Raw genomic sequence first — 24041 nt, forward strand, 5'->3', positions numbered from 1 at the left:
GTCGCAAATATAATGTTTTTTATAAAACCTAAAATTTTAAGAATAAAATTATTACAGAAACGCTTTAAATTTTCCTTTTTCAAAGCCTGTCGTACAAATTTTTGCTCTGCCACAGTTTGAGAATTGTTTCCGGTCTGTTTTTCTGAATAGCGGGCTATCTGACGAGTGAAAACAGGAAAAAAGACAGGTAACAAACTAAAAAAAGGGCGGATGAAATCACTTTATCGGAAAATTTAAAACAGGCTCTTGCAGCTCAACACAAGAGGAAAATGAGAAATCCGATCAGCGCATGAAACATAGTCCGAATGGAAAGAACTTATCCGCATAAAATAAAGCACTAATGTCTGCGCGCCCCAATAGCCGGCTAAATTTAAACCGCGTATTTAAAAACACTTTCAAACAGTTGATTAGCTGAGCGGAAATTTCTATTTTTGCATCGTCAAACAGAAATTACGTAATTTAATTGAAATGAATCAACAATCTGAGCTTATCGCCAAAACCTTTCAGGGACTGGAAGAGGTGTTGGCACAAGAACTCACTGAATTAGGAGCCGACAACATTGAAATCGGACGCCGCATGGTTTCTTTTACCGGAGATAAAGAAATGATGTATCGCGCAAATTTTTGCTTACGCACGGCAATCCGCATCTTAAAACCTATCAAACATTTTACAGCTCAAAACGCAGACGAAGTATACGACGCGGTAAAAAGTATCGAATGGACGGACTTTCTCAACAACACCGACAGCTTTGCAGTAGATGCCGTAGTGTTCTCAGAAACGTTCCGACACTCTAAATTCGTAGCATACAAGGTGAAAGATGCCATCGTGGATTACTTCCGCGAACGTACGGGCAACCGTCCGTCGGTACGCATCAACAACCCGGATTTGGCGATTAACATACACATTGCTGAAAACCAGTGTACGCTTTCGCTGGACAGTTCGGGCGAATCGCTGCACCGGCGCGGATATCGCCAAGAGCAGGTAGAAGCTCCGCTAAACGAGGTACTGGCGGCAGGAATGATTCTGATGACGGGATGGCGCGGCGAATGCGACCTGATTGACCCGATGTGCGGGTCGGGTACTATCCCCATTGAGGCTGCCTTAATAGCCCGAAACATTGCTCCGGGGGTTTTCCGCAAAGAATTTGGATTCGAGAAGTGGAAAGACTTCGACCAAGAACTTTTCGACAACATTTATAATGATGACTCGAAGGAACGCGAATTTACACACAAGATTTACGGATACGACAATAACCCGAAAGCGAACGAAATAGCCACGCATAACGTAAAGGCGGCGGGAGTGAGCAAAGACGTTGTATTGCGTATCCAGCCGTTCCAGCAGTTTGAACAGCCGACCGAAAAGAGTATCATCATCACGAATCCGCCTTACGGTGAACGCATCTCGGCAAACGACTTGTTGGGTTTGTATCAGATGATAGGCGAACGGTTGAAACATGCTTTCGTGGGCAACGATGCTTGGATTTTGAGTTATCGCGATGAGTGTTTCGACCAAATCGGGCTGAAACCATCGGTGAAAGTGCCTCTGTTTAACGGTGCATTGGAGTGTCAGTTCCGTAAATATCAAATATTCGACGGCAAATACAAGGAATTCCGCACGGAACATGAGGGTGAAGAATTCAAGCCTAAGCGTGAAGAAGCATCGTTCCGTCCTCGCCGGCGCGGTGAAAAGGTGGAATACGGCAAACGGGAGCGCCGCGACGGATTCCGCAACGAACGCCGACGGGATGACTCACGCGGAGGACGCCGCAGGGATGATTCCCGCGAGGAACGCCGCAGAGATGATTCCCGTGAAGAACGCCGCAGGGATTTCCGTCCGTCATCGGAAGGACGCCGCCGCAAGCCCAATGTTCCGCAATACATACATCGGCGCAGACAGACGGATAAAAGCGATGAATAACAAACAACAATTAATCGGGTAAGGGCAGGCTCACGAGTCTGCCCGAATCTTCAAAAACATCAATCCAAACAACGAATCAAAATGAAACGTATATTCCAACTTTTCGTTTTATACTGTATGACTACATTTGCTTTATCTGCCCAAGAGAAAAGCCCGTACACGCTGGAAGACGTGATTCCGGGGGGAGCTAATTACTTTAATCTGACTCCGAAGAACATGCCGGGGCTGGACTGGTGGGGCGATGTATGTGTACGCGCCGACGTGGAAGACATAAAGACGGTAGACGTAAAGAGTGGCGAAGAAACCACGCTCGTTACGCTGGAAGAGGTGAATGATGCCTTGAAATCGAAAGGGCTAAAACCGCTTTACTCGCTGATGAGTGTGTATTTTCCGTGGGCGGAACAAAAAAAGATTTATTTCCGACACGACCGTCATTCTGTTGTATATGACTTCGGAAGCAAGGACATCAGTCTGTGTACGCAGCTCGGCAAAGAAAAAGAACCGGCAAACCCTGACTTCTGCCCGGCAAATAGCCATACGGCTTACACCATAGGAAACAGCCTGTTTGTTGACGGTACGCAAATCAATCCGAACGAAACGGAAGAAGGCGTGGTTTACGGTCAGTCGGTTCACCGCAACGAATTCGGTATCATGAAAGGCACGTTCTGGAGTCCCAAAGGAACATATCTTGCTTTCTACCGCATGGACCAAAGCATGGTGACGGATTATCCGCAAGTAAATACCTCTACGCGCATCGCCACGCTTGAGCCGGACAAATATCCGATGGCAGGTATGACGAGCCATAAAGTAACCGTAGGTATATATAATGTAAAGACAGCGAAAACTGTTTATCTGAAAGCAGGCGACCCGACTGACCGCTATTTTACCAACATCAGTTGGTCGCCCGACGAACAGAGCGTCTATGTTATCGAACTGAACCGCGACCAAAACCACGCACAACTGGTTCGCTACAACGCGGCAAGCGGAGAGAAAGAAGGTGTGTTATACGAAGAAGAGCATCCCAAATACGTAGAGCCTCAACATCCCATCGTATTCTTACCGTGGGACGACACGAAATTTATCTACTGGAGCCAGCGCGACGGTTTCCATCATCTGTATCTGATGGATACGAAAACAATTCTGTCGCCTGCCCAGCAAAGACGGGAAGGCTATGACGGTTCTGTAAGCGAATCGCTGAAAACTACTCAACTGACGCAAGGCGAATGGTTGGTGCAAGACATCGTTGGCTTCAATCCGGATAAGAAAGAAGTCATCATTGCAAGCACGGAGGTGTCTCCCCTGCAAACCAATATCTTTGCCGTAAACGTGAAGACGGGAAAACGTACGCCGGTGGGAAGAACAGACGGCACACACCGCGCCAAATTATCGGCAAGCGGAAAATACTTGATAGATAATTTCACCTCGTTTGAAGTGGCACGCGAAATCAGCATCCTGCCTACCAACGGGAAGAAAGGCGTTACGCTGCTGACTGCCACCGACCCGATGCGCGAACAGTTCAACCTGCCCGAAATCAGTGTAGGAACCATCAAAGCGGCAGACGGGACTACGGATTTATATTACCGCCTCATCAAACCGGTGAATTTCGACCCGAACAAGAAATATCCGGCAATAATCTATGTATACGGTGGCCCTCATGCCCAACTCATTCACAATACCCGCTTCTACGATGCACGCGGATGGGACTTATACATGGCTCAGGAAGGTTATGTAATGCTGACCGTAGACAGCAGGGGAAGCGATAACCGAGGTCTGCAATTTGAAAACTGTACTTTCCGTCATTTGGGAGTAGAAGAAATGAAAGACCAAGTAAAAGGTGTGGAGTTTCTGAAATCCCTATCATACGTAGATGGCGAACGCATCGGCGTACACGGATGGAGCTTCGGAGGATTCATGACTACCAATCTGATGCTTACCTATCCCGACATTTTTAAGGTAGGTGTGGCAGGAGGTCCTGTTATCGACTGGAAATTCTACGAAGTAATGTACGGCGAACGTTACATGGACACTCCGCAAACCAATCCCGAAGGTTACAAAGGCTCTGATTTGAAGCAGAAGGCAGGCAATCTGAAAGGACGGCTGGAAATCATTATCGGCGGAACAGATCCTACCTGCGTTCCCCAACATAGCTATACGTTCCTCCGTGCATGTATCGACGCAGGAACCCATCCCGACTTCTTTGTTTATCCGGAAGACGGACATAACATGGTAGGAAGAGACCGCGTACATTTGCACGAACACATTACGCGCTACTTTGAAGACCACTTAAAAAAGAAATAACAACAAGAAACTTTACTTTTAAACCAACATACTTATGAAACTTTTACTCTTAGGCTCAGGCGGACGCGAACATGCATTGGCATGGAAAATCGCACAAAGTCCGAAAATCGAGAAACTATACATCGCTCCGGGAAACGCCGGAACGCTTGAAGTGGGCGAAAATGTTGCTATCAAAGCCGATGACTTTGCCGCAATCAAACAGTTTGTTACGAGCAACGGCATCGACATGGTAGTGGTAGGACCGGAAGACCCGCTGGTAAAAGGTATCTACGATTATTTCAAAAACGATGAAGCGCTGAAGCATGTTCCCGTTATCGGTCCATCGAAAGCGGGCGCCGTACTGGAAGGAAGCAAAGAGTTTGCCAAAGGCTTCATGCAACGTCATAACATCCCCACAGCCGGATATAAAAGCGTAACGGCTGATAACTTGGAAGAAGGATTGGCATTTCTTGAAACTCTGGAAGCTCCTTACGTACTGAAAGCCGACGGGCTGTGCGCCGGAAAAGGTGTATTGATTCTGCCTACGCTTGAAGAAGCCAAGAAAGAACTGAAGGAAATGTTGGGCGGAATGTTCGGCAATGCCTCGGCAACCGTGGTTATTGAAGAGTTTTTAAGCGGTATAGAATGTTCTGTATTCGTATTGACCGACGGAAAAGACTATAAAATTCTTCCCGAAGCTAAGGATTACAAGCGCATTGGCGAGGGAGACAAAGGACTGAACACCGGCGGCATGGGTTCGGTTTCTCCGGTTCCGTTTGCCGATACCGAATGGATGAAAAAGGTAGAAAACCGCATCATCCGTCCCACAGTAGAAGGATTGGCTGCCGAGGGAATCGACTACAAAGGCTTTATCTTCTTCGGACTGATAAACGTGAAAGGCGAACCGATGGTCATCGAATATAATGTACGCATGGGAGACCCCGAAACAGAAAGCGTAATGCTCCGCATCAAGAGCGATTTGGTTGACCTTTTGGAAGGGGTTGCCGAAGGAAACCTTGCCGAAAAGACACTGGAAATCGACCCGCGCGCTGCTGTTTGCGTGATGTTGGTATCGGGCGGATACCCCGAAGCCTACGAAAAAGGATTCCCCATGACGGGCATTGAAGAGGCAAAAGCCGGAGGCAGCATCGTATTCCATGCCGGAACAGCCTTGAAAGACGGACAGGTAGTTACAGCCGGAGGACGTGTTATCGCCGTCAGCTCATACGGGTCGAACAAAGAAGAGGCATTGGCACAATCGTTTAACAACGCCGGAAAGATTCAGTTCGAAAAGAAATATTTCCGTTCAGACATCGGGTTCGACCTCTAACCCACTCTATTGATGATTGGAAGAAACAAATTTCAATACCGCATAGCAACGGGAAGAATCACGCTTCCCGCTGCTATCCTACTGGCTGTGATTGTCTGCCTGATAAATACCAAACAGCTGACAGACGGAATCACACTTGGCGTATGTGCGGTCATGGCGTATATGCTAATCGAAATGAATACGGCGTTTGCCCTGATACGTACACGTACCGCATTCCCTCCCGCCATGTTCATGCTTTTTTTCGCAGCCTGTCCTTTCCTTTATTCTTTCTCTACACAAACGTGGGTTCCCTTGCTCTTCTTGGCTGCGATATATAGCTTATTCCAAAGCTATGAATCGCGGTATGCCTCAACAACGATATTTCATGCTTTCCTTTGCATGAGCATCGGCAGCTTGTTTATGCCGCATATCATGTATTTCATCCCGCTATTCTACATCTTAATGGGCAGCCTGCGCTCGTTCAACTGGCGCACGTTTTTTGCCGGACTTATGGGGTTATGCGTGCCTTACCTCATGCTGCTTTGCTATCATCTTTACATTACACACACGCCAGAAGTAACCTACGCCCCCTTAGTGGAAGTGATACATTTCATGCCTGTCGATTATTCCGCACTCACACTATCACAAATCATCTCATGGGCAACAATCGCTGTAATAACCGCCGTAAGCAGTACCCAAAGTCTTACGCATACCTATCAGGATAAAGTACAAACCCGTATCCTGTTGCGCAGCCTGATTGCGATAGGCGGAGGCATCCTGCTGCTGACCGTTTTACAGCCTCAGCACCTGAATGCACTTCTTCCGATACTGCTCATTACGGGCAGCATCACCAGCGGACATTTGCTGGCACTTACATTCAACCGTTTCACCCGCATCTTCCTACCCGTAGTGCTCTCACTGTGGGGATTGCTTTTCTTATTCAACTTATGGACGCATTTATTCAATTCATGACCGACTGGGGATACTGGGGAATGTTCATATCCGCTTTCTTGGCGGGAACAATTCTTCCTTTCAGTTCCGAAGCCGTATTATTGGCATGTATCGGATTCGGACTCGACCCGGTAGGTTCTACACTCGCTACTACGGCAGGAAATGTTTTGGGAGGCCTGACTTGCTACTGGATAGGTCACCTCGGGAAAATGGAATGGATAGAGAAATATTTCAAAGTAGACCAAAAGCAAATGGAGCGTGCCAAGCGGTTTATCCACGGACGCGGTTCATGGATTGCTCTATTCTCTTTCCTTCCCGTTATCGGCGATGCCATCCTGATTGTTTTAGGTCTCATGCGAGCCAACGTCTGGATAGTAACCCTCTCGATGAGCATTGGCAAATTAGGACGTTACACCATCCTCGTGGCTACAGCTTTGGGCATTTATAAATTATTTTAGCCTCATGATACAAATCGAACAAACTGCCGACGGCAGCAATACGCTTTTCGTTCCCGAACTGAACGAACATTATCATTCCGTAAAAGGGGCACTCACCGAATCGGAACACATATTTATTAATATGGGGTTGAAACATTCCGCGGTTTCTGCCCCTCACGTACTCGAAATCGGATTCGGGACGGGACTAAACGCATTTCTCACACAGTTGGAAGCCGAACGAAGCAAACGCAGCATACGGTTTACAACCCTCGAACGCTATCCCCTTGCCGAAAGCGTCGTCCGCAGCCTGAACTATCCCGAACACATCGCGCCCGAACATGCCGCAAGTTATTATGCTCTCCACCAAGCCGAGTGGAACATCCCGGTTTCCATTTCTCCCCATTTCACACTTTGCAAAATAGAAACCGACTTCACGACTTATCATTTTGAAGACAATTACGATGTAATTTACTTCGACGCATTTGCTCCCGAAAAACAACCTGAAATGTGGAGTCAGCCTCTGTTCGAAACTCTATTCCGCCAGACCAACCGCGGAGGAATCCTAACCACCTATTGCGCCAAAGGAGTCGTGCGCCGTATGCTGCAATCCGCCGGATTTACAGTAGAGCGCTTGCCCGGTCCTCCGGGAGGAAAGCGGGAAATATTGCGTGCCGTCAAAGCATGAGGCTACCGTTAGTGTCGGCCAACACATGCGGTAGAACTGTCCGATTCTACCCATAGAACTTACCTGTTCTATGGGTAGCGTTTTTTCATACTTCCCCCAAAACCGGATAAAGCTGAAAACAAGCTCATTACGCATAAAAGCTGCAATTATCCTCTCTATTTTTTACCGGGCATCAATACAAAGAAATAAAACGACTACAAAAGAGGAATATCTCATCAAAATAGACGATTTTTCTATCAAAACGGACGATTTTGTCATAAAAAGCAACTGTATAAATTTAAATTTGCAAGTGCGTGAAAAACACATAATGCAAGTATAAATCACATTAAAAGCCTTACTTATGATGAAAACACAACTAAAACGAATGCTTTTCTGTCAAGCATTCATGAAAACCACTGCTTGCATCGTGCTTTCTGCCTGTACTCTCAGCGCAATGGCATATTCTGAAGAAAGCATGACTCAAGTCTCGGAAATTACTCAACAAAACAGAACAGTAAAAGGTAATGTAACAGACGCCAACGGTACACCGATTATCGGGGCAAACGTGATGGAAAAAGGTACTACAAACGGAACGATTACGGACATCGACGGAAATTTCAGCCTTAACGTATCGCCTAATGCCACACTGGTAATCAGCTATATCGGATATAAATCGCAGGAGGTATCGGCGGCAGAATTACAAGGTGGAAAACAAAAAATCACACTGAAAGAAGATTCAGAGATTATGGATGAAGTCATCGTGGTAGGATATGGTACGCAAAAGAAAGCCACGTTGACAGGTTCTGTATCACAAGTAGGAGGTGAGGATTTGAAAAAAGTTGCAGCGGCAAACCTGACCAATACACTTGCCGGAAAAACGGCCGGTATCATAGCCAATACCCGTTCGGGAGAACCGGGTGAAGACAATGCGGATATATTGATTCGCGGTAAAGGTACTTTGGGAAGCACTTCGCCGCTGATTGTTGTAGACGGTATTGCCGACCGCTCGTTCAGTCACCTGAATCCTGAAGACATTGAAAGCATTTCCGTACTGAAAGACGCATCGGCAGCCATTTACGGAGCGCGTGCGGCAAACGGTGTTATCTTGGTCACCACCAAACGCGGAAAGGAAGGGAAAATTTCGGTGAACTATAACGGAAGTTATTCAATCTCCCAGCCTACCAAAATCCCTGAAATGCTGAATGCATATCAATATGCTACGTATGTAAATGAGTATGATGCCGACCCGCGTCATGATCAGGCCGGTATTACATATTCCGATGAGGTGTTGCAACATTATCTGAACCATGATGACCCGATTAATTATCCGGATACAGACTGGTGGAACGAGGTTGCAAAAAACTGGGCGGGTAAAACGCAGCACAGCCTGTCTATCAGCGGAGGTACAGACAAAATTTCATTTTACACTTCCGCACAATATATGTGGCAGGACGCGATTTATAAGAACTCGGCACAAGATTACAAACAGTTCCAACTGATGTCTAATGTCGATGCCCAAATAAACAAGTCGATACGTTTTAGTTTAGACATATTGGGCAGACAGGAACAGCGCCAACGCGGAATTTATACTACTCCGTATTTGTTTACTTACTTCTTAAGTACCTTCCCCGGAAGTGCGCCTTATTACCCGAACGGACTGCCGCGAGTAGGCTATGACGGAGTAACCCGTAATGCGGCAATCATGGTAACCGATCAGCCGGGGTCGAATAACTATACGACGAATGTCATCAACATCAAGCCTTTACTGCATGTCGACCTTGACTTTATCACGAAAGGACTGTATGCCGAAGGATATGCCGCCATCGACTATACGTTTAGCGATGGCAAACAAATCAATCAGCCATACGACCTTTATTATTATGACAACGCTACACAAGAGTATCAGAACAGGCGTTCTGACACGGGACAAATCAGCCTGAACGACTGGGCTACCCGTTATTCGACCATCACCCTGAATGCCCGTATCGGTTACGAACGTACGTTTAACGACAGTCATAAAGTAAATGCTTTTGTAGCTTACGAACAGAGCAAATATAACTACCACACGCTGTCAGGATATCGTACTAACTTCTTGTCGAACACGCTGATGGATTTATTTGCCGGAAGCGACGTACCGGCTGATAAGGACAACAACGGTTCTTCAGACAAAACTGCACGTGTAAACTTCTTCGGACGTGTAAACTATTCGTACATGGACAAATATCTGGCAGAAGTAACCATGCGATACGATGGGTCTATGAACTTTGCCAAAGGACACCGCTGGGGCTTGTTCCCGTCATTCTCTTTGGGGTGGGTTATCTCTGAAGAAAAGTTCTTCGAACCGGTGAAACCTTACATCGATTTCCTTAAGCTCAAGGCTTCATGGGGACAGATGGGTAACGACAACATCACTGCTTACCAATATCTTTCACAATATGCGTTTGCAGACAGTGGAGCTTACTTCGGTACGGGCGATGCCGCTGCGGTTAACAAAGGTTTTTATCTAACCCGTACGGCCAATCCGCTGGTTACATGGGAAACAGCAAACACTACCAACCTCGGATTCTCGGCTTCGTTCTTGAACGGTAAATTTACATTGGATTTCGACTGGTTCAAATCCAAGCGTAGCGATATATTAATTACCCGTAGCGCATCTATACCGGCGTATACAGGATTGGTGCTCCCTGCCGAAAACTTAGGTAAGGTAAATAATTCGGGAGTAGAAATCGTGGCTTCTTATCACGACCGCGCCGGCGACTTCGAATGGGGAATTACCGGAAACTTTACATACGCAGAAAACAAAGTAGTTTACATGGACGAAGCTATTTCTACCCCCGAATGGCAACGGACAACGGGAAATCCGATAGACGGACTGGTATTGTACAAAGCATTGGGTATCTATCAGAATCAGGCACAAGTAGACAACACGCCTCACATGGACAATGCCGCGCCCGGCGACTTGATTTATCAGGATACAAACGGCGACGGAACAATTACATGGGATGACGCTATCCGTATCAACGCATCTGCAACGCCGAAAATTATCTACGGTTTCACACTGAACGGTTCATGGAAAGGCATCGACCTGAACATCTTCTTTCAAGGACAGGCTAAAGCCGTACAGTTAGTACAACCCACCATGAATATGGTAACAGACTTTTACGAAGGACGTTGGCGCACAGAAAACACTGCCGAAGAAAATCTGAACGCCCGCTGGCCGAAAGCCTTCATCAAACAGACTTACGGTGATACATGGAATGGAAGTGCTTCTACATGGTGGCTCCGCAACGCCGCTTTCCTCCGTCTGAAATCAATGGAAATCGGTTATACCCTACCTCAGTCGCTCACCTCGAAAATCGGTATCCAAAAGTGGCGTTTTTACGTAAACGGAAACAACTTGTTTACATTTGATAAAATGAAAATATGTGACCCCGAAGTCGGCACATCCAAAGATGAAAACGGATACGCAATCAACTCAAACGGTATCTTGGCATACCCGTTACAGCGTATGATTACTTTCGGTACTAACATTACTTTCTAAAAAAAACATCGACAACCATGAAAACAAAACATTACTTATATACATTGGCTTTGGCTTGCATGAGTTTGGGAAGCACATCGTGTACAGATATATTAGATGTCGAACCTCTCAACTCTTTCTCTGATGAAGCAATCTGGAGCGACCTCGCTCTTTCTGAAACTTACCTGAACGCACAATACGTCAACCTATGGGCAGAAACCATGAAAGGGACTCGTTTCGCTCATTTTACAGACGAGGTTTATCAAAAACATACCTACGGCTCTGAAAATGTAACACAAGGCCTGCTAAACTGCGATACATATAGTATCGGCTGGGATGAGACCATGTGGGACCCATGGGGAACATATTACGGCTATATCAAAAGCATTAACCTGTTCTTGGAACGCATTGATGAAGTGCCGGGAGATGAAGAATGGAAAAACTGGCAAAAAGGACAGGCTTTATTCCTCAGAGCTTGGAATTACCACATGTTATACAGTCTGTACGGACGTGTTCCTCTCATCGACCATACATTCGGTTTGAACGATCAGTTTGAAGAATCACGTGCCGATATGGATGATGTGGCTGCTTTCATTGTAAAAGATTGCGATGATGCTGCTTCTCTTCTCCCCGATGTTTATCCCGACAACAGCGATTTCGGACGGGCGACCAAAGGGGCTGCATTGGCTTTGAAATCAAGAGTGCTGCTTTATCAGGCAAGTCCGTTATTCGGTACGCCGTCTCCTGAAAAATGGCAAGCTGCGGCCGACGCTGCCCATGCCGTATTCGATTTAAACATATATCACTTACAGGATATCAATACGAGCAACGTAGTTACCGACCCCAAAACCGTAAGCGATGAATACGGGGCTTTGTTCCTTGATCCTGAGAATCCGGAAGTCATCTTCGAAAAACTATACGACCCTCAATACGGAGCAGGCGAGAATATGTCTTATCTCTATCAGGCTCCTTGCGGTATCGGCAACGGATTTCAAGGATGGGGGAACTTTAACCCAACGCAAGAAATTGCCGATTTCTTCCAGAACTCCGACGGCAGCGACTTCGTTCCGCAGGCAGAATATTGGGCAGCGGCAGGCGACATGCCCGATGCATGGAAAGGTCGTGAGCCTCGATTCTACGCTGCTTTCATCCTTGACGGAGATATGTGGGGGTACGGAGACGGCCGACGTGAAGTCGAAGTATTCCGTCCCGGCGAATCGGGTGTAACCGCCGGAAGAGACAGCGATCAGGGAGAATATTACTGGAATGCCAGCAATACGGGCTACTCTATGCGTAAATTCCTCGATCCGAACTATAACTCGGCAGGAACAACAATGCACACTACTCCGTGGTTCTTCATCCGCTTATCCGAAATCTATCTGAACTATGCCGAATGTCAAATCCAATTAGGTAATATAGAAGGAGCAGAAGGCGCACGAGAATACATCAACAAAGTACGTCGCCGCGTAGGTTTGCCCGAAATACAAGCAAGTGACGATATTTGGGACGCTTATTATTACGAACGCCAAGCCGAACTGGTATTCGAAGGACAACGATGGTTCGACCTTCGCCGTTGGAAACAAATGGAAGAATGTTATAGCCATCCTGTAACAGGTATCGTTATCTATAAATACGCCGATGGACACAAACAATATTATACAGGGAATACTGTTTCAACCCGTAACTTTGCAGGGGTAGCCGGAGCTGAAGCACATTACTGGCTTCCTGTTCCCCGCTACGAATTAAGACGCTCTCCGGCTATCGACGCTCAACCATACGAATAATTTAACCATACGAATTATTATGAAAACATTAATAAAATATATCAGCGCAATCATAGGAGGTACAGCGATACTCTCTTGTACGGATTATAGCGAACATGTTTCGTATAACGAACAGTATCCTTTGCCCGAGGGAAAAGAACTTTATCGTCCGTTAGAATATTCCGGTCAAGACTGGCGGGTAGATACGTTTGCCTACTGTTACAACCGAATGGCATGTACGGATAACTTGGCTATCTTTTGGGAAAAAGGATTCGGAGATGATTTGGCAAATCCGCCTCAATTAGAGGGAAACGACATGCACGTTGATTTAGAAAATCTCAAAAACAAACTCGAACAGTTTTATACTTTTTACAGAGATGACCTGAACTTTGTCAACGAAGGTTCTCTTAGCGAACGATACCGTATGATGGTGATGATTCAGTATTCACTCGAAGGTACGGCTTACGGCGGAACGTATGACAACACCATAGGGGCATTCTGGGCAGCTCCCAACCGCTTGCAGGACGAAAACCTGAACACGGTTGCCCATGAACTGGGACACAGTTTCCAGCTTCAGATGATTGCCGACGGAAGCTCATGCTGGGGTGACGGACAAGGAGCCGGATTCTATGAAATGACCTCGCAATGGATGCTATGGCAAGTTAATCCGAACTGGATAGCCGAAGAGCAATACCATTGGGACGCCTTCAAACAGGCTACGCACAAGGCTTTCTTACACGAAGAAAACATCTACCGCTCACCATACGTATTGGAATATTGGAGCGAAAAGAACGGGCAAACATTCATAGCCGACATGTATCGGCAAAGTTTATCTTACGAAGACCCGGTACAAACGTACCAGCGCATGAAGGGATATCAGGCAGGCGAGAATTATAAATTTGTGGATGAGATGTTTGATTGTTATTGTCACTTGGTAAATTTAGACTTCGAACGGGTATATGATGAAACACGTGCCTTTGCCAATTCTTTCGAAAATTTCAGTCCGTACATGGATATTCAGGATGACGGTTATTACCAAGTAAAAGCCGAACGCTGTCCGGAGAACTATGGTTTCAACGTCATCAAACTCAGTGTACCCGAAGCGGGCACAACAGTTACAGCCGACTTCAAAGGCTTACAAGGCGAAGATGTTGCGCCTAACGGATGTCCGGGATATGATAATGCGTGGTACTATATACCGTATTACCGATATGGGTTCGTAGGAGTTACGGAAGACGGAGAAACGGTTTTAGGAACTTCGGGAAGTACTGATTATTACAATCAAACGAGTACTGCTTCATGGACTGTTCCCTCAGACCAGAAACTGGCCTACTTATGGCTTGTAGTCACAGCAGGGCCTTCTACCGACCATTGGACTCTGAGCGCACTCCCAATGACACAATGGCCGTATAAAGTAAAACTGACTAATACATCCATTCAATAAATTCTGTATTTAAGGATTCGGGTATTAGTAAGTACCTTTTGGTAAAAACGAAGACTGTATCCGTCCAAGTAAAAGATAGTTTTATCTGAATTGGCGGATACAGTTGCTGTTTTAAAACCTCACACTAACTTCAAATCAATAAATATGAAACTAAAAACTTTGATCATAGGAATAGCTTTATTACTTGGATGCAATGTACACGCACAAATGTTCTTCGGAGAAGAAAAGGCAATCCCAGACTCCATTTTTAATTCGTTAGCTCAAACTCCTCCAATGGGATGGAACAGTTGGAATAAATTCGGTTGCAATGTCAGTGAAGATTTGATAAAAGAAATGGCCGATGCAATGGTTGAATCGGGCATGAAAGACGCGGGATATGAATACATCGTCATTGATGATTGCTGGCAGGTAGGACGTGACTCGACAGGCAACATCATCCCCGATCCGAAACATTTCCCTCACGGCATGAAAGCACTTGCAGATTACATTCATTCACGCGGACTTAAATTAGGAATATACTCCTGTGCCGGTTCTTACACCTGTCAAGGCCGTCCGGGAAGCCGAGGGTATCAATTTCAAGACGCACGCCAATATGCAGCATGGGGAATCGATTATTTAAAATATGACTGGTGCTCAAATGAAGGTCAAAACGCCCAAGCTGCTTATCAGACAATGAGCGATGCAATCAAACAAAGTGGTCGTCCTATCGTTTTCAGTATCTGCGAATGGGGAGAAAACCAACCGTGGAAATGGGGAAAAGGTATCGGACACATGTGGCGCGTTACTCCCGACATTCGCGATTGTTTCCAGTGCAAATTCGACTGGGGTGGTGTCGGTGTATTAGATATCATAGACATTATGGCAGACCTTTATCCATACGCCGGTCCCGGACATTGGAATGATGCCGAAATGTTAGAGATCGGAAACGGAGGTATGACAAAAGATGAATACATTACGCATTTTTCTATGTGGTGTATGTTAGCAACTCCTTTAATGGCAGGCAATGACTTACGGAAAATGAATGCTGAAACCAAAGAGATTCTAACCAACAAAGAAGTCATATCTGTCAACCAAGACAAATTGGGACAACAAGCACGCCGTTTTATGGACATGGGAGAAAAAGAAATTTGGGCGAAACCGCTTGCCAACGGTGAACTTGCTGTCTGCTTCTTGAATCGTACCGAAACCACATGGCATTTAAACTACGACTGGCACAAACAAACTATTTACTTTGCCGACCAAGTGAATATTCATAAGAAAGAATATACGATACGCGACCTTTGGAAACATCAAAACATCGGTACTACCCAAGCAAATACTGTATGCGATATTCCTCCCCACGGAGTGCTTATGGTACGATTATCCGAGAAATAAATACATTTATAGGAAAGTAACTACCATTGAACATTTATAGTGAAAACATCCGTATGCGTTGCTTAACGCATACGGATGTTTTAAGGAACTTATGGGCTTGCGTTTTGATGACTTTTACACAAAAGTGCAAAATGTTTATGATAAAATATAGTGACGTTATTTAATAATAGAACATGCGCACTTGCTATCTGGTCAAGAAGATTTCAATAAATGATATATAAAGAAAGCCGAGAGTTTTATGTATCTTTGCCCAAATACAATTTTTATATAATCATTAAAGCATGAGATACTTCTTACCTATAATAATACTCTGTCTGCTTTGTTTTACGGCATGTAACAGCAAGCAGAAACAGGCTGACGAGAAACCGGTTCTGACGGTTACTATCGAGCCTCTGCGATTTTTTACACAAGCTATTGCCGGAGATAAATATAAGGTGGTAAGCATGGTGCCGGCGGGAAGTAATCCTGAAACGTATGACCCTACTCCTCAACAGTTGATTGCGCTCTCCCAAAGTGCAGCTTATTTGCGTATCGGGTATATCGGTTTCGAACAGGCATGGATGGAACGTATCAAAACAAATGTGCCTAATATGCTTGTTTTTGATGCTTCAAAGAATGTCGAACTGATGCAAGGACACTCGCACGACAGTAAAATTGCCATAGAACCGCATATTTGGAATTCGACTCGCAATGCGCGGGTTATCGCCGGAAATATATGCCGGGCTTTATGCGAATTGGATACAGTACATACTTCTTACTATCAGGCGCGATTAGACAGTGTGATGCTTTGTATCGACCGCACTGACCAATCCATCAAGGCTTTGTTACCCCAAGCCGATAGTGCTTTTCTTATTTATCATCCGGCGTTGACCTATTTCGCCCGCGATTATGGATTGACGCAGATCTGCATAGAAGAAGAAGGGAAAGAGCCTTCTCCTGCACAGTTGCAACAGCTTATCCGTAAAGCTCGAAATGCCAGCGTGCGGATTATTTTCGTCCAACAGGAGTTTGACACTCGGAATGCTCAGGTCATCGCTAAAGAATTAGGAGCGCAGACTGTATCTATCAATCCACTCAGTTACGAATGGGAAAAAGAAATGGTAGGAGTAGCTCAAGCATTAGTTAAATAATTCAATCATGAACCGACCTATTATCCAACTAACCGGAATCTCTGCTGCATACGACCGCAAAACGGTATTGGAGCAAATTGACTTGACTGTTTATGAGTATGACTTTTTAGGCGTAATCGGTCCGAACGGAGGCGGAAAAACTACGCTGATGAAAGTTATCCTCGGACTGCTCAAACCGTCTGCCGGAGAGGTGTATTTCTTTCAGGAGGGAAAGAAAGTCCCTGAAATCAGCATGGGATATCTGCCGCAATACAATTCCATTGACAAGAAATTTCCTATCTCTGTGTACGAGGTGGTGCTTTCCGGACTTAACAAGCAGAAATCGTTGTTCCGACCGTTCACTAAAGAACAGCATGAACAGGTCCGCCGGATTATCTCACGCATGGGGCTGGAAGGGCTGGAAGAACGTCCTATCGGGCAACTCAGCGGCGGACAGCTCCAGCGGGCTTTACTGGGGCGTGCATTGGTGTCCGACCCTCAAGTAATCATACTCGACGAACCTAACACGTATATCGACAAGCGTTTCGAGGCTAAACTGTATGCACTGTTAGAAGAAATCAACCGCGAGCGGGCAATTATCCTTGTCAGCCACGACATTGGTTCGGTACTTCAAAACGTAAAGTCTATCGCTTGTGTAAACGGTACGTTGGATTATCATCCCGACACGGAAATCCCTACCGAATGGATTGAAGAACATTTCGGTTGTCCCATTGATTTATTAGGACATGGCAACCTGCCCCACCGGGTATTGAAATGTCATAACCATACATCTAACCTTAAAAACACAGAAGCATGAAAAACAAACTCTTTGCATCGGCTTTGCTCATTATCGCAATGCTTGCTCTGATGCCGCTACGGGCGCAAGTTTCTTTTGGCGATGCCCGTAAGTTCAACGACGGATGGCTGTTCTGCCTTTCCGATGATTCACTCAGTCTGCGCAACGATTATGATGACGGGAAGTGGCGCCGGCTTGACCTGCCACACGACTGGTCTATCGAGGCACAGCTCTCACCTTCGCTGGCAAGCTGTACGGGGTATCTTCCGGGTGGCATCGGATGGTATCGTAAACATTTCACGGTGACAGACCGTGCGGCTCGTCACTATATCTACTTTGAAGGCGTTTATAACCGGAGCGAGGTTTACTTGAACGGACACCTGTTAGGGAAACGTCCGAATGGGTATATCTCTTTTCTATACGACCTTACCCCTTACTTGCAGGAAGGCGATAACGTAATAGCCGTGCGCGTAGACCACAGCCGGTATGCCGATTCGCGCTGGTACACGGGGTCGGGTATTTACCGCGATGTTTGGATGATTTCCGCTCCGCAAACCCATTTCGCACAGTGGGGAGTGGCTTGGCAAGCTGCTTCGATTTCCGACCGGCGTGCCACCGTAACGGTAGACATGGAGGTAAAAAAGCATGAAACGGAAAAAGGAAGGCTGGAGGTATCGGCTACTTTATACGATGCAGAGGGGAAACAAGTTGCCCAACGCCGTTCACGCTTGTCGGACAATGCAAAAGGCATTACCAAACAGACTGTTTCGCTCAATGTGCCGAAACCACACCGCTGGAACTTAACCGACCCTTACCTTTATACATTGAAAACAGAAATCTACCGCAACGGTGAACGTATTGATGGCTGCGAGACAAATGTCGGACTGCGTACGCTTCAGTTTGATGCCAACAAGGGCTTTGCGCTGAACGGACAGTGGATGAAGGTGAAAGGGGTTTGCCTGCATCACGATGCGGGAGTGTTGGGTGCGGTAGTTCCTCCGGAGGTATGGGAACGCCGCCTTACAAACCTGAAAGCAATCGGTGTCAATGCTATCCGTATGAGCCATAATCCGCAAGCTCCTGTACTCTACGATTTATGCGACCGTCTAGGATTTTTAGTGATGGACGAGGCTTCTGACGAATGGGAGTTCCCGAAACGGAAATGGGTAAAAGGATGGAACGTGGGCGAACCAAGTTACGATGGCTCTTTCGACTTTTTCGAAGAATGGATAGAGCGCGACGTGACCGACATGGTACGGCGTGACCGCAACCATCCGTGCGTTTTCTTATGGAGTATAGGCAATGAGGTGGATTACCCGAACGACCCGTATTCACATCCGGTGCTGGACGGAACCACCATTAATCAGCCCATGTTCGGCGGATACAAACCTGAAGCTCCCAGTGCTATGCGTATCGGTGTCATTGCCAAACGACTTGCCGCATGTGTACGTGCCGTCGATACCTCGCGTCCTGTTACCGGAGCTTTGGCAGGCGTGGTCATGTCGAACCAAACGGAATATCCGGAAGCTGTAGACGTAGTGGGGTATAACTATACCGAAAACCGATATGACATCGACCACGCCACCTACCCCGACCGCGTTATCTATGGAAGCGAAACAGGTGTGGGCATCGAGGCTTGGCACGCCGTTCGTGATAAGGATTTCATCTTCGGCCAATTTCTCTGGACGGGGACGGATTATTTGGGCGAAGCCGGACGCTGGCCTTCACGCGGGCTATATACCGGGCTGCTCGACTTCGGCAGTTTCCCGAAACCGCGCGGTTATTTCCGTGCCTCGCTGTGGAGCGAACAACCGATGGCGTATATTGGTACATACCCCATCCGTAAAGGAGAAAACTGGTTGTCGATGGACGCATGGGATACTTGGAATTATGAACCGGGCGAGTTGATTCGCGTAGTTTGCTATACCAATGCTCCACAAGCCCGCCTCTTGTTAGACGGCAAAGAAGTGGGCGAAATGAAGCCTTACGATGACAAGACAGGTATCATTTTTTGGGACATTCCATACCGCCCCGGAACGCTATGGGTAGAAGGGTGTAACGCTAACGGTAGTGTTGCCTCGTCCTACCGCATAAGTTCATCAACGCATCCGTATGCGTTACGGGCACGTGCAGACCGCAGTAATCTTTCGGCAAATAAAGCCACTGCACACATCACGGTAGAGGTAGTAGACAAAGAGGGTACGGTAGTGAAACTCAGCGACAACGACATCACCTGCCGCATCGAAGGTCCTGCCCGACTGCTGGGATTGGAAGGCTCGAATAACAGTGACATGAGCGACTATACCGACAATCACCACCGGGTTTTCCGCGGACGTTTGCTGGCGTATATCCAGACCACGGGCGAAAAAGGAACCATCCGTGTATCTTTCTCTTCGCCTCTGCTGAAAGGAGCTGAGGTGGTGCTGACGGCAGAATAAGTGTTGTAAGATTCGGCAAGATTTCATATCTTTGTTCGTACCTTATTATCTCCGTTGCATGAAAAAGTACCTATTTTTTATCCTATACATCCTCTGGGTTACTGTATCGGGACGCGCTCAGCAAATGTCATATATGCAATTAGACCGCCTCCCGATGCAAACCGATGCCTCGACCATCGGTTGCATCCTGCAAGACAAAAGCGGGCTCATCTGGATGGGGTCAAATGCGGGGCTGTTCAGCTACGACGGGTATAATTTACAGCCGCACTTTGAATATGGAAAGAGTAACAACGTACGGATTTATTGCGGCGTAACGGCGGGAGATTCCATCTTCCTCGGAACAGATAACGGCTTGTTGGTTTACAATTACCGCACCGACCAGTACCTTACTCCGGACGTCGATTTTCCGGGCGATGTGCGCAGCCTCGTTTTCCATGAAAACGACCTGTGGATAGGTACATTGAACGGACTTTACCGATACAATTCCGAAACCCGCGAACTAAAAGCATTTACTCCGCATAACAGTCAACTCCCTCACGCTGCGGTTTACTCGCTGCTACACACTTCGGAAGGTGAGCTATACATCGGGACTTACGACGGATTTTGCAGGCTGGATGAAACGGGAAACAATTTTTACCTTATCGGCATCCCTGCCGCCCGCCGAGAGAAAAATTTCTTCGCCAATACGATGCTGGAAGATAAAGAGCGCAAGTGTTTATGGATAGGAACCGAAGGCGAGTTAATCTGTTACAAGCTAAGATACGGACAGACGGAAAGCATTTCGCTGTTTCAAGATAATTCCGTTAAATCATTAGTATTTGATGCCGACAAGAATCTGTTGATAGGAACAGATAACGGGTTATATATCTATAATCCTGCCACCGGGCGGCATACCCATTTGTTTCATGACTCACGAAACAACCGCTCGCTGTCGAACAACATCGTGTGGAGTATTTTTTCTGACAGAGATTCCAACATTTGGTTAGGCACTGACAACGGGGTTTCGCTTGCCCGCAACACGCATCCTTACCTTTTTATCCCGATTTGGCAACTGACTAACAGCGGCGAGGGTAACTTGTTTTACTCGGTTTATCGTGACCGCAAAGGCAACCATTGGCTGGGTGGCACAGACGGACTGTTGTTTGTTGAGCAAGGCTCAATAGACCACAACCCGAAAACGCGCTGGTATAAGATGAGCAAAAAAGACTATCCGCTTTCGCATAACCGCATCCGCCACATCTACGAAGACCGCACAGGTTATCTGTGGATTGCAACGGACGGTGGCATAGAACGGTACGATGAAGCCTCGAAACAATTCATTCCTTATACGATAGTAGACCGCACCCGCTCTTACAATGCGAACTGGGCATACTATATGTTTGAAGACCATGACGGAAATATGTGGATAAGCACCTGCTTAGGCGGATTATTCGTTATCCGGAAAGACAAACTGTTACATTCTGCGTCGGGTTACTGCATTGCCGATAAGAACTATACAACTCAAGACGGATTGAAAAGCATGTTCATCAATCAGGTAGTGGCAGACCATAACGGCAATGTCTGGATAATGCTATATAATAACGGTATTCAGAAGCTGGACACGAAAACCGGAAAATTCACGACCTTCCGCCTCCCAAGAACCAACGAGGAGGTAAGTACCGACTTTCTGATGGACGATAGCGAAGGTTACCTCTGGGCAGGTTGTCACAATAAGGTGTTACGCATCGACCCCGCCACAGATACAGTTACAGAAATATACCTCAATCAGGAAAACTGCAACATTCTTTCCATGACCGAAGTAGAAGACAATATCTGGATTTCTACCACCAAAGGGTTATGGAGCATCGGGAAAAACAGTATCAAGGTTTCCCGAATCCCCATCGGAGACCAAAGATTTACCTGCGTTTATTACGACAAGACCGACCGCCGCGTATTTTTGGGCGGTTACGATGGAATCGGGCTTTGTACGCCTGCTGTCATCAATGCCACAGAGAAGTTTCCTCCCATCCATCTCACGGCTCTATCTGCCAACAATCACAAAGTAAATACTGCGTTAAGCATCCGCTACGCCACATCTGTCGAGTTAAGCCACAATGAAAATAACTTGGCTTTTGAGTTCTCAGACTATTCGTATGCCAATATAAGGAAAAATACTTTCGTATATAAACTCGAAGGACTGGATAAGAATTGGCATCAGGTAGATGAGCGTTCGAACCGCATCCTTTATACCAACCTTCCTTACGGAACGTATAATCTGATGATACGCCACACCGAAGACACGGAAGAGGCAGCTTCCATGCTGTCGGTCACCATCCTTCCGCCGTGGTATCAAACCTTGTGGGCAAAAATCGCTTATTTTTTAATAGCCGGTGGGCTGGTAGGTTGGATTATCAATTTCTTCACCGTAAAAAACCGACTGAAACTGGAGCAATTAGAGAAACGTCAGATATTGGAACAGACGCAACAGAAACTGGACTTCCTGTCGAATATCTCGCATGACCTGAAAACTCCGGTCAGCATGATCGTTACTCCGATAAGCAAACTGTTGGTCGATGTAAAAGACCATCGGCAAAAATCTATGCTGGAGGTCGTTTACCGGAATGCAGTCAACTTAAACGATCTGATTCACAAGTTGCTTGAGTTTAATCGCATCAACCGGAAAGAAGATTCACTGCTCATCGTGTCGCGTATCGAACTGGTATCTTTCATCAAAAACATCTATACCACGTACAAAGAAGCAGACGTGGAAGAAAAATACCAATGGAACATCTCGTGTAACACCGACTCACTGTATATGGATATGGATGTAATCAAGCTGAAATCCATCTTGGGTAATCTCCTGTCGAATGCCACGAAATACACATCGCAAGGAGGAAGCATCGGCATAACCCTCGAATACGACAAGGATTTGCAAACAGTTGACATCCGGATTTCGGATACGGGAATAGGCATCACAGCAAACGAACTTCCTTATATTTTCCAACGTTTCTACCAGTCTCCACGTACCAAGAAGCAATACGAAGGAACCGGCATCGGACTTTATTTAGTAAAAACATACACAGAGCTACATCATGGCAAAATAAATGTAACGTCTGATGTTCATGCAGGGACGACCTTTACTCTGACGTTCCCCGTTGACAAGACCCTCAATCAACCAATCGCTGCAACCGAAGAATCAGACGCGCAACAGACAACAGACGACAACGCATCCAAACCGCTGGTACTGATTGTGGATGACAACCCGGAGATGCGTGACGTTATTCAAACCATTTTAGCAGACGGATATAGGTGTATCTTCGCTTCAAACGGAAAAGAAGGATTGGATGCAGTGGCACGTCAACAGCCCGATTTAATCATTTCAGACTTAATAATGCCCGTAATGGACGGTATTGAAATGAGCCGCATCTTAAAAAAGAACCTGACCACCGCCGTTATTCCCATCATCATGCTTACAGCAAAAGATGACAAGCAAACAGAACGGAAAAGTTTACAGTCGCAGATCGATGCTTTCATAAGCAAACCTTTCGATGCAGAGATTCTTTACTTCAAAGTTTCTCAATTACTGCATAACAAAGTAGCCTACGAAACAAAAGCGCGGATGGAAAACATCGCTGCTCCCAAACCTGTGGAAGAGGTAGCCTCGCAAGACGAAAAGTTTTTAATCACCATTACCCAACTGATAGAAGACCATATATCAGATTCCGACTTGAACGTAAATGCGCTTTGCAATCTTTCCGGCATAGGAAGCAAACAAATCTACCGAAAGGTGAAACAACTTACCGGCATGTCTCCGATAGAGTATATCAAATCTATCCGAATGAAAAAAGCAGCCATGCTGTTGCAACAAAAGAAATTTACCGTATCGGAGGTAATGTATATGGTGGGCTACTCCAATGCCTCTTACTTCTCCAAATGTTTTCAAGGCGTGTTTGGAAAGGCTCCAAAACAATATGCATCTGAAGCATAAAAAGCTGTTTTACAACACTTGTCCAATTTCTTTTGTTATATGTCCGATATGTTTCTTTGAGGCTGCAAGGCATAT

14 protein-coding genes are annotated in these 24041 nt (G+C 46.2%); all 14 read left to right on the forward strand.

Annotated features, from left to right (window positions below):
• Positions 1 to 468 precede the first annotated feature (468 nt).
• The 14 genes from M3085_RS09665 (at position 469) to M3085_RS09730 (ending at position 23966) form a co-directional block, all read left to right on the forward strand.
• Entirely contained in the window at positions 469 to 1917 is a 1449-nt protein-coding gene (locus M3085_RS09665; protein ID WP_249052889.1) for a class I SAM-dependent RNA methyltransferase, read from the forward strand.
• Between the two features lie 81 nt (positions 1918 to 1998).
• Positions 1999 to 4215, forward strand: a complete 2217-nt coding sequence (locus tag M3085_RS09670) for a S9 family peptidase (RefSeq protein ID WP_249052890.1) — start codon at positions 1999 to 2001, stop codon at positions 4213 to 4215.
• 34 nt (positions 4216 to 4249) lie between these two features.
• Positions 4250 to 5524, forward strand: coding sequence for a phosphoribosylamine--glycine ligase (gene purD / locus M3085_RS09675; RefSeq protein WP_249052891.1), 1275 nt, complete (start codon positions 4250 to 4252; stop codon positions 5522 to 5524).
• Positions 5525 to 5536: 12 nt separating this feature from the next.
• The gene (locus tag M3085_RS09680) at positions 5537 to 6475 is read left to right on the forward strand and encodes a hypothetical protein (protein WP_178256517.1); all 939 of its coding nucleotides are present in this window, start codon (positions 5537 to 5539) and stop codon (positions 6473 to 6475) included.
• Positions 6451 to 6912: a YqaA family protein gene (locus M3085_RS09685; RefSeq protein ID WP_178256518.1), complete on the forward strand. Its 462-nt coding sequence runs from the start codon at positions 6451 to 6453 to the stop codon at positions 6910 to 6912. Before M3085_RS09680 ends, M3085_RS09685 begins: the two co-directional genes overlap by 25 nt.
• A gap of 7 nt (positions 6913 to 6919) precedes the next feature.
• On the forward strand, positions 6920 to 7576 hold the full coding sequence (gene mnmD, locus M3085_RS09690) for a tRNA (5-methylaminomethyl-2-thiouridine)(34)-methyltransferase MnmD (RefSeq protein WP_249052914.1): 657 nt from the start codon (positions 6920 to 6922) through the stop codon (positions 7574 to 7576).
• A 343-nt stretch (positions 7577 to 7919) separates the two neighbouring features.
• Entirely contained in the window at positions 7920 to 11096 is a 3177-nt protein-coding gene (locus M3085_RS09695) for a SusC/RagA family TonB-linked outer membrane protein (RefSeq protein ID WP_249052915.1), read from the forward strand.
• Between the two features lie 17 nt (positions 11097 to 11113).
• A complete protein-coding gene (locus tag M3085_RS09700) occupies positions 11114 to 12859 on the forward strand; it encodes a RagB/SusD family nutrient uptake outer membrane protein (RefSeq protein WP_178256519.1) in 1746 nt (581 codons plus the stop codon).
• A gap of 19 nt (positions 12860 to 12878) precedes the next feature.
• On the forward strand, positions 12879 to 14282 hold the full coding sequence (locus M3085_RS09705; protein WP_249052892.1) for a DUF6055 domain-containing protein: 1404 nt from the start codon (positions 12879 to 12881) through the stop codon (positions 14280 to 14282).
• A gap of 144 nt (positions 14283 to 14426) precedes the next feature.
• Positions 14427 to 15656: a glycoside hydrolase family 27 protein gene (locus M3085_RS09710; protein ID WP_249052893.1), complete on the forward strand. Its 1230-nt coding sequence runs from the start codon at positions 14427 to 14429 to the stop codon at positions 15654 to 15656.
• 281 nt (positions 15657 to 15937) lie between these two features.
• Entirely contained in the window at positions 15938 to 16786 is an 849-nt protein-coding gene (locus M3085_RS09715; protein WP_249052894.1) for a metal ABC transporter solute-binding protein, Zn/Mn family, read from the forward strand.
• Between the two features lie 7 nt (positions 16787 to 16793).
• A complete protein-coding gene (locus tag M3085_RS09720; protein WP_249052895.1) occupies positions 16794 to 17582 on the forward strand; it encodes a metal ABC transporter ATP-binding protein in 789 nt (262 codons plus the stop codon).
• Positions 17579 to 19999 (forward strand): sugar-binding domain-containing protein, encoded by a 2421-nt coding sequence (locus M3085_RS09725; protein ID WP_249052896.1) that lies wholly within the window; start codon positions 17579 to 17581, stop codon positions 19997 to 19999. Before M3085_RS09720 ends, M3085_RS09725 begins: the two co-directional genes overlap by 4 nt.
• A gap of 58 nt (positions 20000 to 20057) precedes the next feature.
• Positions 20058 to 23966, forward strand: a complete 3909-nt coding sequence (locus M3085_RS09730; protein ID WP_249052897.1) for a hybrid sensor histidine kinase/response regulator transcription factor — start codon at positions 20058 to 20060, stop codon at positions 23964 to 23966.
• The last annotated feature ends 75 nt before the right edge of the window (positions 23967 to 24041 follow it).

It is taken from the genome of Bacteroides caecicola, assembly GCF_023337095.1.
Classification (GTDB): Bacteria; Bacteroidota; Bacteroidia; order Bacteroidales; family Bacteroidaceae; genus Phocaeicola; species Phocaeicola gallinarum.

Excerpts from the sequence above, each read along its gene's own strand:
- M3085_RS09665 (WP_249052889.1), top strand. The coding sequence starts at position 469 with ATGAATCAACAATCTGAGCTTATCGCCAAAACCTTTCAGGGACTGGAA.
- M3085_RS09670 (WP_249052890.1), top strand. The coding sequence starts at position 1,999 with ATGAAACGTATATTCCAACTTTTCGTTTTATACTGTATGACTACATTT.
- purD (WP_249052891.1), top strand. The coding sequence starts at position 4,250 with ATGAAACTTTTACTCTTAGGCTCAGGCGGACGCGAACATGCATTGGCA.
- M3085_RS09680 (WP_178256517.1), top strand. The coding sequence starts at position 5,537 with ATGATTGGAAGAAACAAATTTCAATACCGCATAGCAACGGGAAGAATC.
- M3085_RS09685 (WP_178256518.1), top strand. The coding sequence starts at position 6,451 with ATGGACGCATTTATTCAATTCATGACCGACTGGGGATACTGGGGAATG.
- M3085_RS09695 (WP_249052915.1), top strand. The coding sequence starts at position 7,920 with ATGAAAACACAACTAAAACGAATGCTTTTCTGTCAAGCATTCATGAAA.
- M3085_RS09700 (WP_178256519.1), top strand. The coding sequence starts at position 11,114 with ATGAAAACAAAACATTACTTATATACATTGGCTTTGGCTTGCATGAGT.
- M3085_RS09705 (WP_249052892.1), top strand. The coding sequence starts at position 12,879 with ATGAAAACATTAATAAAATATATCAGCGCAATCATAGGAGGTACAGCG.
- M3085_RS09710 (WP_249052893.1), top strand. The coding sequence starts at position 14,427 with ATGAAACTAAAAACTTTGATCATAGGAATAGCTTTATTACTTGGATGC.
- M3085_RS09715 (WP_249052894.1), top strand. The coding sequence starts at position 15,938 with ATGAGATACTTCTTACCTATAATAATACTCTGTCTGCTTTGTTTTACG.
- M3085_RS09720 (WP_249052895.1), top strand. The coding sequence starts at position 16,794 with ATGAACCGACCTATTATCCAACTAACCGGAATCTCTGCTGCATACGAC.
- M3085_RS09725 (WP_249052896.1), top strand. The coding sequence starts at position 17,579 with ATGAAAAACAAACTCTTTGCATCGGCTTTGCTCATTATCGCAATGCTT.
- M3085_RS09730 (WP_249052897.1), top strand. The coding sequence starts at position 20,058 with ATGAAAAAGTACCTATTTTTTATCCTATACATCCTCTGGGTTACTGTA.